The organism is Arachnia sp. (assembly GCF_057238465.1).
The window spans coordinates 223,107-236,425 of sequence record NZ_DBHHFZ010000002.1 but is presented as its reverse complement, the minus strand read 5'-3'; the positions used below and the strand labels follow the sequence as shown (position 1 = coordinate 236,425).

Below are 13,319 nucleotides of genomic sequence, written 5' to 3'. Positions count from 1 at the left end.
GCGATCTCCACGCCTGCGGGAACCAGTAGGCTGCTGCGCATGACCGCACTTCCCGATGCCCGAGGCCATTTCGGCCGCTTCGGCGGAACGTTCGTGCCGGAGGCGCTGCACGCAGCCCTGGCGGAGCTGGACACCGAGTTCCAGGCCGCCCGGGCCGATCCGGTCTTCCGGGCCGAACTCGCCGGCCTGCAACGCAACTATGCGGGCCGACCGACCCCTGTGACGGTGGCCGAGAACTTCTCCAAGCACTGCGGGAACGCCACGATCCTCCTCAAACGCGAGGACCTGAACCACACCGGCGCGCACAAGATCAACAACGTGCTCGGCCAGGCGCTGCTCACCAAACGGATGGGGAAAACCCGCGTGATCGCGGAGACCGGGGCCGGGCAGCACGGCGTCGCCACCGCCACGGCGGCCGCCCTGCTCGGACTGGAGTGCCGCATCTACATGGGGCAGCTGGACACCGAACGCCAGGCCCTCAACGTGGCCCGGATGCAACTGCTGGGAGCTGAGGTCCACGCCGTCGCATCCGGTTCCCGCACCCTGAAGGACGCGATGAACGAGGCGATGCGGGACTGGGTGTCGAGCGTCGAGAACACCCACTACCTGCTCGGGACGGTCGGCGGGCCGCACCCCTTCCCCTACCTGGTCCGGGAGCTCCAGCGGGTGATCTCCACCGAGGCCCGCGCCCAGATGCTCGAGGAACACGGCGGCCTCCCCGACTGGGTGGTGGCGGCCGTCGGCGGTGGCTCCAACGCCATCGGCGCGTTCGCCGACTTCATCCCCGACGAATCCGTGCACCTGCTCGGCATCGAGGCCGCGGGTGAGGGCATCGAGACCGGGCGTCACGCGGCGAAGATCGGTGCAGGCCGCCCCGGGGTGCTGCACGGCGCCCGCACCTTCGTGCTCCAGACCGAGGACGGGCAGACCATGGAATCGCACTCGATCTCCGCCGGACTCGACTACCCGGGGGTCGGCCCCGAACACGCCTGGCTGGCCGAGACCGGCAGGGCCAGCTACGAACCCGTCACCGATGTCGAGGCGATGGACGCCTTCCAGCTGCTGACCCGGACCGAGGGAATCATTCCCGCGATCGAGTCCGCGCACGCCGTCGCGGGTGCCAGGCGACTGGCCCTGAAACTGACCGGGGAGCAACCCGGAACACGCCCCCGCATCCTTGTGTGCCTGTCCGGGCGGGGTGACAAGGACGTTTCCACTGCCTTCAAGTGGTTCGGAATGTCCGGTGAACCCGATCGAGTCGTGGGAGAGATGGAATGAGCAACTTCACGGATCCCACCCGTCTGGGGATCTCCGGCAAGACCCTGGCCGCCTGCCGTGCCCAGGGGAGGGCCGCCTTCGTCGGCTACCTGCCGGTCGGCTACCCGGATGTCGCGAAGAGCTGCGAGGCCTACCGCGTCCTGTGCGAAGGGGCCGACATGGTGGAGATCGGGATGCCCTACTCCGATCCCTTCCTCGACGGCCCTGTCATACAGCACGCCACCACCAGGGCCCTCGCCCGGGGGGTGCGCACCCGTGACGCCTTCACCGCCGCCGAGACCGTCGCCTCGTGCGGCAAGATCCCGGTGGTGATGACCTACTGGAACCTGATCGAACAGTACGGACCCGATGCGTTCGCCCGTGACCTGGCCGCCGCCGGGGGAGCGGGCGTCATCACCCCCGACCTCACCCCGGACGAGGCCGACGAATGGATCGCCGCCACCGATGCCCACGGCCTCGACAGGATCTTCCTGATCGCCCCCTCCAGCACCCCGGAGCGCATCGCCATGACCATGGCGGCCTGCCGGGGCTGGGTGTACGCCACCAGCGTCATGGGGGTGACCGGTGTGCGCCAAAACACCTCGCTGGCCGCCCCGGTGATCGCCGCCCGAGCCCGGGAGATCGACCCGGGGCTGCCGGTCGGTGTCGGCATGGGGGTCGGCAACGGTGACCAGGCCGCGGAGGTCGGTGCCTACGCGGACGCGGTCATCGTCGGCTCCGCCCTGGTGCGTTGCCTGGCGAGTGACGGGGCGGACATGCCGGGAGACCTGGAAAGGTTGGGCGCCCTGGCGGCGGAACTCCTGGAAGGTGTCAGGAAGGGCCGTTGACCGGACGGCCACCCTTGCGGGGGGCGATGGGAACACGTGCGTGATGACCGGGACCCCGCAGCCCCGGCTCACGAAACGGTCGGGGTCGGTGCTGAGGACGATCCGCGGCGCCGGATCCCGTTCGGGGTGGTTCGTCATCGAAACCGGTCTCGGGCTCGGGCCGGGGAATCCGCGCCGCCGGGTTCCGCGGTTGGGAGCTGACCCGTCAGCGCCTCACCCGGGCAGGACGAATGAAGGCCGGCGGTTCCCGGGCGGGCCGCTGCAGGCCTTCGGTGAGCTCTCCGTGTTGTAGGCTGACCAGCGGCCGACGGAACGAAGGAGTTCACCCATGGTGCGGCGTTGTTTTCTGGCAGTCCTGATCTGTGCGGCGCTCGTCACCGCTGGCTGCGGGCGGGCGGCGCCAAAGATCGAATCCGATCCCGCTCTCGACGCCCAGGACATCCTGAGCAGGGCGCTGAACCAGGGGGAATCGGAGCAGCTCATCCCCGATCACGATCAAACCGTGAAGATGAACACCGTGCTCGACACGTCGATGGACGGCACAACCGTGACGTTGAACATGAGCCTGGACTCCAAACAATCCGGCGAACAGCGAATGAGTGAGGTCGCGGCCGAAATCAAGGTTTCGGCCGGCGCCGGGAAGAGCAACGCCGCCAAATTCTATGTGCTCTTCCAGCAGGAGGAAAAGGAATACCACGCCTACGCTCGGCTGGAGAACGGGGTTTCCGGCAGCAAACGGGGCCAGGAGGTGCTCTCCGAGGAGGGGATACAGGATCTCCTGGGGCAGGTGCAGGAATCCTCGATGGCGTCGGTGGAGATGTATGCGGAGAACCCGGAGAAAATAGGTGCCAAGGAGGACAACGGAACCTATGTCGTGGAACTGGTTCCATCACACGAATCGCTGATGAAGATCCTGAACCGGAGCGGATCCGGCGGCCGGATCGATGAGTTGTCGAACAGCTACTGCCTGCTCACCCTGACCGTCGACAAGAACACCCACCGGATGAAGAACTTCACCATGGAACTGAACGCCGATGTGACCGTTCAGGGCAAGAAGGCGAAAATGGACTTGAAGGTGGACATGACCTCCGATGAGACCCAAGAGGTCACCCTCAGCATTCCCTCCGACCTGCAGGATGCCCCCGAGACCAGCCTGAAGACCTTCTTCTCCTCCTGAGACGAGTCCAGGGGCAGGTACAGAGGTGATTCATGCTGACCTACCGCTTGTTTGCCGACCTTGCTGAAGTTTGCTGGCTCCCCAGCACGGACGAATGTGACCAGGGCCGGCGAAACAGCGGCGGGATTCTCGGTCGGGGTGAACCCGGGGATAGCTGTGAGTGAACTTCGAGTTTCTTGAATTCTCGAGCCTCCGCGGGGCGGGGGATCAACTGGAGAGCAGGGTCAGGACGGCCTTCACCCGGCGGTGAACACCCGGGTCGGGGTGGAGCCCGAGCTTGGAGAAGATGCGTTGGGTGTGTTTCTCGATCGCCCCTTCCGTCACCACCAGGCGTTTCGCTATGCCGGCGTTGGTGTGACCTTCGGCCATCAGTCCCAGGACTTCTCTTTCCCTGGAGCTCAGCTGGGCGACGGGGTCGGCCTTGCGGCCACGCCCCAGAACCTGCGCCACCACTTCGGGGTCGAGAACCAGACCGCCCTCCGCAACACGATCCACAGCCTCCAGGAAGGTGTCGATGTCGGCGACCCTGTCCTTGAGGAGATAGCCGAGGTGGGTGCCGCCGTCGGCGAGCAGCTCCTGCACATAGGCGGCCACGACGTACTGGCTCAGCAACAGGATCGGGGCCTCACCCCAGTGGCTGCGGATCTCGACGGCGGCCCGCAGGCCCTCGTCGGTGTTCGACGGGGGCATGCGGATGTCGGTGATGATCAACTCGGGACGCAACTCCAGCGCGCGGGGCACCAGTTCGGTTCCGCTCCCGACGGCGGCGATCACCTCGTGACCGCCGTCGCCCAGGATCAACGCCAGGCCCTCTCGCAGCAGGACCGAGTCGTCGGCTATCAGGACCCGCAAGGGATCACCGCCTCAATCTTGGTCGGCCCCCCGGTGGGGGAGGTGATGGACAACCTTCCGTCGACTCCCCGGAGACGTTCCTCCAGACCGGCCAGGCCGTGGCCCTTGGCCGTCGAGGCGCCGCCCATGCCGTCGTCGGTGATGGTGATGTACAGCCAACCGTCCTGGACCGCGGTGATCAGATCAACAGCGGTGGCCCCGGAGTGTTTGTTGGCGTTGACCAAGGACTCGGAGATCACGAAGTAGGCCGCCTGCTCGACGTGATCGGGTAGTTTCCCGGGGATGCTGGAATAGACGGTCACCGGGATGGCGGAACGGGCAGCGGTTTCGTCAATGGCGGCCTCGAGCCCACGGTCGACCAGCACCGGCGGTGCGATGCCGCGGGACAGCTGCCTCAGCTCGGCGAGGGTTTCCTGGGTCTGGGCCATGGCCTCCCCCAGCAGCTCGCGGGCCCGTTCCGGGTCCTGGTCCAGCTGCCTGCGGGTGCGGGCCAGATCCATGTTGAGTCGCACGAGTCGCTGCTGCGGGCCGTCGTGGATGTCGCGTTCCAGTTTCCGCAGGGCCCCGGTCTCGGCGCGTTGCACCGCGGCCCGGGAGTCGCGGAGCTGAGTGATCCGGGCATTGTTGCGGGCCCTCAGGTTCAGCAGGGCATCGCCCACCGAGCCGTGCAACCACGCCAGTCCGCGGAACACCGGTGGCGCCAGCTTGATGGCGAGCAACCCGACCACTATGGGGATGGCCCCATCGAGGATTCTCACGAGGGTCGTGTTCAACATGGGAGTGAAACCCGAGATCTCCCAGTAGAGATAGGCGAGACCGCCGCCATTCGTGTGGAAGATCTCGGCCAGCAGGGCGAGAATGGGGCCTGTCACCGGCCCCGTGCACAGAGCCGCCCAAACCAAGGCCAGCGACCACGTGATCGTCGAGGTGATGAATCCCACGAACACCCACAGGACATCGAGCCATGATTGGGGGTCGGCGATGACGTTGAGCATCGCCTTGAACCAGGAATCCCCCTCCCGGCGCTGTCGGTAGTGCAGTGCTGCCGGTTCGCGTCCGAAGAGTCCCGCCTGGACATGTCGTTCCATGGTGGCGAAGCCGCGGGCCATCAGTAGGGCGAAAGCCAGGATGGGAAGGCCAACCCAGATGACGGCCGTACCGATCCCGAGTGCAGTGAAGGTCACGACCATCACGAAGGCGAACAACATGATGGGCCAGCCGAGCAGGAGGTAGGCGATGGTACCCGCGAGCGGGGGACGGAAGGTGGATGTCGTGTTCATGGTTTCACTCTTCACCCCGGCGGGCCGTGTTCCCATCCCGCTGGCCCGAGACCCGGGGTGGGGCTGGCCCGACAGTTTCAGAGCAACTCCTTGAACTTCTTGAAGAAAGATTTGTGATTCGGGCCGTACACCTTGACGTCCCCGAAGATGCAGAAACCGGTCAGCACCAGCTCCGGGCCGTTTCCGTCAGGCTCCAGACCAGCCACCTTCACGTCACCGAAGATGCAGGCGGTCTCGTTGCGGACCCTGACCCCGGCGGGCACCCGCAGGACCACGTCGCCCATGGCCACCATGACGTTCAACTGGGAGGACAAGGAATCGAACACGGCCTTGGTCAGGTCCAGTTTCACATCACCGAAGACCGTGTTCACGTGGGTGTTGGCGCGCACCCGCCAGCCCTCGCCCCGTTTCGCGTCCCCGAAGATCGCGACGATGTTCTCGCTTCCCGGTCCCGCCCCCGCAGGATCGACCAGCGCACGCGACCGGTCGTCCCGGGTTCTCTCCACCAGGTAAGAAGCGGGTTGGGGATCGGTGGGCACCAGGTCGGTGGTGATCTCCCGCAGATCCCCGAAGGTTTTCGCCTCCCAGGTCCTGTTGAGGCGCTCGTCGTGTTCCTCACGGGTCAGACGGCCGTCGGAGTAGGCATCGGTCAGCAACTGTTCAATGGCAGTGCGATCCGCGTCCGAGCAGCGCAGGTGGTCCGGTTGGGGCATGGGAATCAGCTTACGCGCTTCCCACCCACCTTTGCGGTCCCGATCCGCATCCGGGGGTAGGGTTGGTGCCCGTTCGGGTCGGATGGAAGGAGCAGCAGTGGGGGATACGTTCGTGCACCTGCACTGCCATACGGAGTTCTCGATGCTCGACGGCGCCGCGCGCGTCCATGACCTGTTCAAGGGCGCGGAACGAATGGGCATGCCGGCGCTGGCGATCACGGATCACGGGAACCTCTACGGAGCCTACGAGTTCTACAAGGCCTCCAAGAACTATGACGTCAAACCCATCATCGGCCTGGAGGCCTACCTCACCCCCCGCACCCACCGCACCGAACGCAAGCGCGTGCAGTTCGGTGACGGCACCGGCGACGACGTCGCTTCGAAGGGCGCCTACACCCACATGACGATGTGGGCCTCCGACAAGGAGGCCATGCACAACCTGTTCAAGCTCAGCTCCCGGAGCTCCCTGGAGGGGTTCTTCTACAAGCCCCGCGCCGACCGGGAGCTCCTGAACGAATACGGCAAGGGACTGATCGCCACCACGGGCTGCCCCTCGGGTGAGGTCCAGACCTTCCTCCGGCTCGGCCAGTACGAAAACGCCCGGGCCGCGGCGGCGGAGTTCCGCGACATCTTCGGGGAGGGCAATTTCTACGTCGAGTTGATGGATCACGGCCTGTCGATCGAAAGAAAGGTGCGAAACGACCTGCTTCGCATCGCCAAGGACCTGAACCTGCCCCTGGTGGCCACCAACGACCTCCACTACGTGCACGCCGAGGACGCCGACGCCCACGACACCCTGCTGTGCGTCTCGGCGGGTTCCCGCAAGGCCCAGACCGACCGGTTCAGGTTCGACGGTTCCGGCTACTACCTCAAGAGCCCCGAGGAGATGCGGGCCCTGTTCAAGGACATCCCCGAGGCCTGCGACAACACCCTCGCCATCGCGGAACGCATCGAAACCGTCTTCGACGAGGGCATCGGCACCTACATGCCCCGCTTCGACTGTCCCGCCGGCGAAACCGAGGACTCCTGGTTCCACAAGGAGGTGGAGAAGGGACTCCACCAGCGCTACCCCGACGGCATTCCCGACGAGGTCATCGAACGCGCCAGGTTCGAATCCGAAATCATCTCCAAGATGGGATTCACCGGCTACTTCCTGGTGGTCGCGGACTTCATCAACTGGGCCAAGAACAACGGCATCCGCGTGGGTCCCGGACGCGGATCGGGCGCCGGATCCATGTGCGCCTACGCCATGCGCATCACCGACCTCGACCCCCTCGAACACGGCCTGCTGTTCGAGAGGTTCCTCAACCCCGAACGCGTCTCCATGCCGGACTTCGACATCGACTTCGATGATCGCCGTCGCGGCGAGGTGATCCAGTACGTCACCCACAAGTACGGCTCCGACAAGGTGGCCCAGATCGTCACCTACGGCTCCATCAAGGCGAAGGCCGCCGTCAAGGACGCATCCCGGGTGCTGGACATGCCTTTCGCCGTCGGGGAGCGGATCACCAAGGCCATGCCCGCCGATGTCATGGGCAAGGGAGTTCCGCTGCCGGAGCTGTTCAACCCGGAACACAAACGCTACGCCGAGGGCCAGGAGTTCCGTGACCTCTACAACTCGGACCCGGACGTCAAAACCGTGGTCGAGGCGGCCAAGGGAATCGAGGGCCTGAAACGCCAGTGGGGCGTGCACGCCGCCGGGGTGATCATGTCGAACGCCCCCCTGCAGGACGTCATCCCGGTGATGAAACGGGAATCCGACGGCGCCATCATCACCCAGTTCGACTACCCGGGATGCGAATCCCTCGGGTTGATCAAGATGGACTTCCTGGGGTTGCGGAACCTCACGGTGATCGCCGACGCGGTGAACAACATCAAGATCAACTGCGGCATCGACATCGTGCTGGAGGATCTTCCGCTGACCGATCCCGCCACCTACGACCTGCTGCAGCGCGGCGACACCCTGGGGGTCTTCCAGCTCGACGGTGGCCCGATGCGGCAGCTCCTGCGTTCCATGCAGCCCGACTGCTTCGAGGACATCTCCGCCGTCGGTGCGCTCTACCGTCCCGGCCCCATGGGGGCCGACTCGCACAACAAGTACGCGCGCCGCAAGACCGGGCGCGAGAAGGTGGAACCGATCCACCCGGAGCTCGCCGAAGCCCTCGAACCGATCCTGGGGGAGACCTACGGTCTGATCGTCTACCAGGAGCAGGTGATGGCGATCGCCCAGCAGCTCGCCGGGTACACGCTGGGTGCCGCCGACATGCTCCGCCGCGCCATGGGCAAGAAGAAGAAGGCGGAGCTGGATGCCCACTACGAGCGTTTCAGCAAGGGCATGCAGGAGCGGGGGTTCAACCAGGAACCCATCGACGTGCTCTGGAACATTCTGCTGCCGTTCTCGGACTACGCCTTCAACAAGGCCCACTCGGCCGCCTACGGGGTGGTTTCCTACTGGACCGCCTACCTGAAGGCGAACTATCCGACCGAGTACATGGCGGCGCTGCTGCAGTCGGTCCGCGACGACAAGGACAAGTCCGCCGGTTACCTGGCGGAGTGCCGGCGCATGGGGATCCACGTCCTGCCGCCCGATGTCAACTCCTCCGAGATCGCCTTCACCCCGGTCGGCAAGGACATCCGTTTCGGGCTGGGTGCCGTCCGCAACGTCGGCGACAAGGTGGTCTCCGCGTGGACCGCGGAACGGGCCCGGGTGGGCAAGGCCAAGGACTTCCAGGACTTCCTCGACAAGGCGCCCCTGCTGATGTGCAACAAGCGGGTGATCGAGTCGCTGATCAAGGCCGGCGGGTTCGACGAACTGGGCCACACCCGGAGGTCGCTGATGACCGTCCACGAGGATGCCGTCGACTCGGTCATCGAACTCAAGAAGAACGAGGAACACGGCCAGTTCGACCTTTTCGGGGACTTCGGTGATGGCGGCGACGAGGGAGGTCTCGACAAGCAGCCCATCCCCGACCTGGACGAATGGGACAAGCGCACGAAGCTCGCCTTCGAACGGGAGATGCTGGGACTGTACGTCTCCGATCACCCGCTCAACGGCCTGGAACACGTGCTGCTCCAGCACGGCAAACACTCCGTCTCGAGCCTCGCCGCGGAGGGCGGATTCCGGGGCGAGACCACCGTGTGCGGGCTCATCACCTCGGTGACGAGGCGGGTCAACAAGAAGGGTGCCTTCTACGCGGTCCTCATGCTGGAGGACCTGGAGGCCAGCATTGAGGTCACGGTCTTCCCGAAGGTCTACGACGTGGTGGCCCAGTACCTGGCCCCGGACACCATAGTCTCGGTCAAGGGTGTGGTCGAGGACTCGGAGGACCGGGCGCGGATGCGGGCCCAGGACGTGAACGCCCCGCAGGTGAGCGCGGACGGCGGCCTGGGACCGGTGGTGCTGACCCTGCCGACGGTGCGCTGCACCCCGAGGGTGGTGGGTAACCTCAAACAGGTGTTGTCGGAGCATCCCGGATCGGCGGAGGTGCACCTGCAGCTCCGCAACGGCGACCGGCTCACCACCTTCCGGCTCGGCAACGGCTTCCACGTCACCCCGAGCTCGCCGCTGTTCGCGGACCTGAAAGCGCTCCTGGGACCGAGCGCGGTGTCCTTCGGCAGGGGAGCGGCGAATGGCTGAAGCCCATCCCTCCCGCGCCCTGCCCCGCCTGCTGTGGCGGGTGCTCCAATTCCTCGGTGTGCTGCTGGGCCTGGCCACGCTGTGCGCCTTCGCCTGGGCGGGTCTCGCCCACCGGCCCGGCTACCTGGTGTCCCAGGAACTCGGGGCGAGCCTGTCGGAACGAGGCCTCGCGGACGTGTTCTCCACGGACGCGCTGTTCGTCCTGCTCGCCGCCGTGAGCGGGCTCGCGATCGGATTGATCTCCTGGTGGTGGTTCAAGGACCGCGGGTGGTGGGTCTGCGTGGCTGCCGTCGGCGGTGCGCTGGTGGTCTGCCTGCTCACCTGGTTGGGCGGAATGTGGATCCTGCCCCCGAGCTTCGATTCCCGTCTCGCCGCCGCGTCCGCCGGGGAGATCGTGCCCATCGATCTCACCCTGCGCTCGATGTCCGCCCTGCTGGTGGGGCCCTTCTGCGCAATCACCCCCGTCATGCTGCTCGCCGCATTCTGGCCCGAACCACCGTCCTCCGTTCCGGTACCACCGCCGGAACCCCGGAGAATCGCGGCGGTAGACTGACCGACCGTGCTTAGAACGGTTGACCTGACAAGCGTCGATGGCGACTACCGCGTCCACGTTCCCAGGGCGGCGCTGGACGTCGCAGGGGCCATGGACGCGGTGCGGGGGGTGTGCGACGCGGTTCGTGACCGGGGAATCGAGGCGCTCACCGAGTGCTCGCAACGTTTCGACGGCGTGGTTCCCGAATCCTTCCGAGTGCCGGAACGGGTGCTGGCCGAGGCCGCCGAGCAGCTCGCCCCTGAGCTTCGGGAGGCCTTCGAGGAATCCATCCGGCGTCGCCGCGCGGTCGCCGAAACCCTGGAACGCGATTCCGACCCCGCCCCCGCGGTGCTGGCCGAGGGCGCCCGGGTAGGGTTGCGCAACATCCCCGTCGAACGGGTCGGTCTCTACGTTCCGGGTGGACTCGCCCCCCTGGCCTCCAGCGTGATCATGAACGTCATTCCCGCCCAGGTGGCCAGCGTCCGGGAGATCGCCGTCGCATCCCCGCCGCAGGCCGGTTTCGGTGGCTGGCCGCACCCGAACATCCTCGCGTTGTGCCACCTGCTCGGCGTCGAGGAGGTCTACGCAGTCGGCGGGGCCCAGGCAATCGCGATGTTCGCCCACGGAGTGACCGGCCTCTGCACACCCGTCGCCATGGTCACCGGCCCCGGGAACATTTACGTGGTGGCTGCGAAACGACTGCTGCGGGGAATCGTCGGCATCGACTCCGAGGCCGGACCCACCGAGATAGCCATCATCGCCGATTCCTCCGCGAACCCCGCCTACGTGGCCGCCGACCTGATCTCCCAGGCCGAGCACGACCCGATGGCCGCATCCGTCCTGATCACGGACTCCCCGGAACTCGCCGACCGGGTGGCGGCCGAGCTGGAACCCCGGGTGGCGGTCACGAAACACCGGGAACGGATCCGCACCGCGCTGACGGGTCAGCAATCGGCGGTGCTGCTGGTGCGCGACCTCGACCAGGCGGTGGAGGTGGCCGACGCCTACGCCGCCGAGCACCTGGAGATCCAGACCCGCGACGCCGGAGAAGTTGCCGCCCGGATCCGCAACGCCGGCGCCATTTTCGTCGGCGACCACTCGCCCGTCAGCCTCGGTGACTACTCCGCCGGCTCCACCCACGTCCTGCCGACCGCGGGCTGCGCGTGCCACGGATCGGGTCTCAGCGTGCGTTCCTTCATGCGCACCGTGCACGTCATCGACTACTCGGCGCAGGCCCTGGCCGAAATCGCCGACGGGATCGAACGGTTCGCGTTGGCCGAGGACCTGCCCGGGCATGCCGCGGCGATCACGGTCAGGACGAGACGATGAGCAGGTTCGCAGGCCTGCCGCTCCGGGATGACCTGGTGGGGGAGGAACCCTACGGAGCACCGCAGATCGAGGTGCCCGTGGTCCTCAACGTCAACGAGAACCCCTATCCGCCCTCCGGTGAATTGAGCCGGGCCATGGGGGAGGCCATCCAGGAGGCCGCCGCGACGATGAACCGCTACCCGGACCGGGAGGCGGTGGCGCTCCGCGAGGACCTGGCCTCCTACCTCGGCAACGGCCTGACCGCCCGCAACGTCTGGGTGGGGAACGGGTCCAACGAGATCATGGGGCAGCTGCTGACCGCTTTCGGAGGGCCGGGCCGCAGGATGCTGACCTTCACCCCCACCTATTCGATGTATCCCGAGTACGCGCGCAACACCTGCACCGGCTACGTGACCGAGCCCCGCAACCCTGACTTCACCGTGGACGCCGACCTGGTGCTCTCCGCCGTGGAACGCCACGCCCCGACCGTGGTGGTCATCACCACCCCGAACAATCCGACCGGCACCTGCACCGGAGCGGAGGTGATCGATGAGATCTGTTCCGCCACGGATGCGATCGTCGTGGTCGACGAGGCCTACCAGGAGTTCTCCCGCACCCCCGGGGCGTTGCCGCTGCTGGCGCGGCATCCCGGACTCGTGATCACCCGCACCATGTCGAAGGCCTTCGCCATGGCCGGTGGGCGCGTCGGATACCTGGCGGCCGCTCCGGAGGTCGTGGACGCCTGCCGGATCGTGCGGCTGCCCTACCATCTGAGCCTCCAGACCCAGGTCCTGGCCCGGGTGGCCCTCGCGCACCGGGACGAACTGCTGGCCCGGGTGGAGGAGCTGGCCGAGGAATGCCGGGCCTTCCAGGACTGGCTGCGGGGCCACGGCTACGAGGTGGTGCCCTCGGAGGCGAACTTCGTGCTGTTCGGGCGCTTCGAGAACCGCCACGCCGTGTGGCAGGGGCTGCTGGATCGCGGGGTGTTGATCCGCGAGACCGGACCCGAGGGGTTCCTGCGGGCCTCCGCGGGCACCCCCCGGGAAATGGCGGCCCTGAAACGGGCACTCGCCGAGATCAATCCGGAAGGACGTCATTCATGAGCCGCACCGCAACCAGGTCCCGGATCACCAGCGAATCCGAGATCACCGTCACCCTAAACCTGGACGGAACCGGCCTGAGCCGGATCTCTACCGGGGTCGGTTTCTACGACCACATGCTCACCGCGCTGTCCAGGCACTCCCTGATCGACCTCGACATCCAGGCCAGCGGGGATGTGCACATCGATGGGCACCACGTCGTCGAGGACACCGCGATCGTGCTCGGCCAGGCGCTGGGCGAGGCCCTCGGGGACAAACGCGGCATCCGGCGTTACGCGGACGCCACCGTGCCCCTCGACGAGGCCCTGGCGCACTGCGTGGTCGACGTGGCGGGACGCCCCTACGTGGTGTGCTCGGGCGAGCCCGAGGGACAGGCCTACGCCCGCATCGGCGGCTCGGGTGTCGCCTACGCGGGTTCCATGACCTACCACGTTTTCGAGTCCCTTGGTTTGAATGCAGGCCTGTGCATTCACCTTCGGCTTCTCGCGGGCCGCGATCCGCACCACATCGTCGAGGCCGAGTACAAGGCCCTGGCCCGTGCGTTGCGCGACGCCGTCGCCCTCGATCCGCGCGTCGTGGATGTGCCCTCCACGAAGGGGGCGCTCTGAACCGCCG

Annotated in this window: 11 protein-coding genes; 8 read left to right on the top strand and 3 right to left on the bottom strand. The window is 66.7% G+C overall.

Features of this window, described 5'->3' with window-relative positions; translation table 11 throughout:
* Window positions 1-39 precede the first annotated feature (39 nt).
* The 3 genes from trpB to ACO6D6_RS03325 all read left to right on the top strand — a co-directional run bounded on the left by trpB (window position 40) and on the right by ACO6D6_RS03325 (window position 3,282).
* Window positions 40-1,278, top strand: coding sequence for a tryptophan synthase subunit beta (trpB, locus tag ACO6D6_RS03335; protein WP_484783216.1), 1,239 nt, complete (start codon window positions 40-42; stop codon window positions 1,276-1,278).
* The gene (gene trpA, locus ACO6D6_RS03330) at window positions 1,275-2,105 is read left to right on the top strand and encodes a tryptophan synthase subunit alpha (protein ID WP_484783215.1); all 831 of its coding nucleotides are present in this window, start codon (window positions 1,275-1,277) and stop codon (window positions 2,103-2,105) included. The genes trpB and trpA overlap by 4 nt, the downstream gene beginning before the upstream one ends.
* A 328-nt stretch (window positions 2,106-2,433) precedes the next feature.
* Window positions 2,434-3,282 carry a DUF6612 family protein gene (locus ACO6D6_RS03325; protein WP_484783213.1) on the top strand — a complete coding sequence of 283 codons (849 nt, stop codon included), beginning with the start codon at window positions 2,434-2,436 and terminating at the stop codon, window positions 3,280-3,282.
* 207 nt (window positions 3,283-3,489) lie between these two features.
* Here the strand turns inward: ACO6D6_RS03325 and ACO6D6_RS03320 are convergent, their stop codons facing one another.
* The 3 genes from ACO6D6_RS03320 to ACO6D6_RS03310 all read right to left on the bottom strand — a co-directional run bounded on the left by ACO6D6_RS03320 (window position 3,490) and on the right by ACO6D6_RS03310 (window position 6,127).
* Entirely contained in the window at window positions 3,490-4,134 is a 645-nt protein-coding gene (locus ACO6D6_RS03320) for a response regulator transcription factor (RefSeq protein WP_484783212.1), read from the bottom strand.
* A complete protein-coding gene (locus ACO6D6_RS03315; protein WP_484783210.1) occupies window positions 4,122-5,414 on the bottom strand; it encodes a sensor histidine kinase in 1,293 nt (430 codons plus the stop codon). Before ACO6D6_RS03315 ends, ACO6D6_RS03320 begins: the two co-directional genes overlap by 13 nt.
* A gap of 77 nt (window positions 5,415-5,491) precedes the next feature.
* Window positions 5,492-6,127, bottom strand: coding sequence for a DUF1707 SHOCT-like domain-containing protein (locus ACO6D6_RS03310; RefSeq protein WP_484783209.1), 636 nt, complete (start codon window positions 6,125-6,127; stop codon window positions 5,492-5,494).
* Window positions 6,128-6,209: 82 nt separating this feature from the next.
* Between ACO6D6_RS03310 and dnaE the strand changes: the two genes are divergently transcribed.
* The 5 genes from dnaE to hisB are packed head-to-tail and all read left to right on the top strand — an operon-like array spanning window position 6,210 to window position 13,312.
* A complete protein-coding gene (gene dnaE, locus ACO6D6_RS03305) occupies window positions 6,210-9,764 on the top strand; it encodes a DNA polymerase III subunit alpha (protein ID WP_484783208.1) in 3,555 nt (1,184 codons plus the stop codon).
* Window positions 9,757-10,317, top strand: coding sequence for a hypothetical protein (locus tag ACO6D6_RS03300; RefSeq protein WP_484783206.1), 561 nt, complete (start codon window positions 9,757-9,759; stop codon window positions 10,315-10,317). Before dnaE ends, ACO6D6_RS03300 begins: the two co-directional genes overlap by 8 nt.
* 6 nt (window positions 10,318-10,323) lie before the next feature.
* Window positions 10,324-11,625, top strand: a complete 1,302-nt coding sequence (gene hisD / locus ACO6D6_RS03295; protein WP_484783205.1) for a histidinol dehydrogenase — start codon at window positions 10,324-10,326, stop codon at window positions 11,623-11,625.
* Window positions 11,622-12,707: a histidinol-phosphate transaminase gene (locus ACO6D6_RS03290; RefSeq protein WP_484783203.1), complete on the top strand. Its 1,086-nt coding sequence runs from the start codon at window positions 11,622-11,624 to the stop codon at window positions 12,705-12,707. The genes hisD and ACO6D6_RS03290 overlap by 4 nt, the downstream gene beginning before the upstream one ends.
* A complete protein-coding gene (hisB, locus tag ACO6D6_RS03285) occupies window positions 12,704-13,312 on the top strand; it encodes an imidazoleglycerol-phosphate dehydratase HisB (RefSeq protein WP_484783201.1) in 609 nt (202 codons plus the stop codon). The genes ACO6D6_RS03290 and hisB overlap by 4 nt, the downstream gene beginning before the upstream one ends.
* The last annotated feature ends 7 nt before the right edge of the window (window positions 13,313-13,319 follow it).

Excerpts from the sequence above, each read along its gene's own strand:
- ACO6D6_RS03315 (WP_484783210.1), bottom strand. The coding sequence starts at position 5,414 with ATGAACACGACATCCACCTTCCGTCCCCCGCTCGCGGGTACCATCGCC.
- ACO6D6_RS03325 (WP_484783213.1), top strand. The coding sequence starts at position 2,434 with ATGGTGCGGCGTTGTTTTCTGGCAGTCCTGATCTGTGCGGCGCTCGTC.
- hisB (WP_484783201.1), top strand. The coding sequence starts at position 12,704 with ATGAGCCGCACCGCAACCAGGTCCCGGATCACCAGCGAATCCGAGATC.
- trpA (WP_484783215.1), top strand. The coding sequence starts at position 1,275 with ATGAGCAACTTCACGGATCCCACCCGTCTGGGGATCTCCGGCAAGACC.
- ACO6D6_RS03310 (WP_484783209.1), bottom strand. The coding sequence starts at position 6,127 with ATGCCCCAACCGGACCACCTGCGCTGCTCGGACGCGGATCGCACTGCC.
- dnaE (WP_484783208.1), top strand. The coding sequence starts at position 6,210 with ATGGAAGGAGCAGCAGTGGGGGATACGTTCGTGCACCTGCACTGCCAT.
- ACO6D6_RS03290 (WP_484783203.1), top strand. The coding sequence starts at position 11,622 with ATGAGCAGGTTCGCAGGCCTGCCGCTCCGGGATGACCTGGTGGGGGAG.
- trpB (WP_484783216.1), top strand. The coding sequence starts at position 40 with ATGACCGCACTTCCCGATGCCCGAGGCCATTTCGGCCGCTTCGGCGGA.
- ACO6D6_RS03300 (WP_484783206.1), top strand. The coding sequence starts at position 9,757 with ATGGCTGAAGCCCATCCCTCCCGCGCCCTGCCCCGCCTGCTGTGGCGG.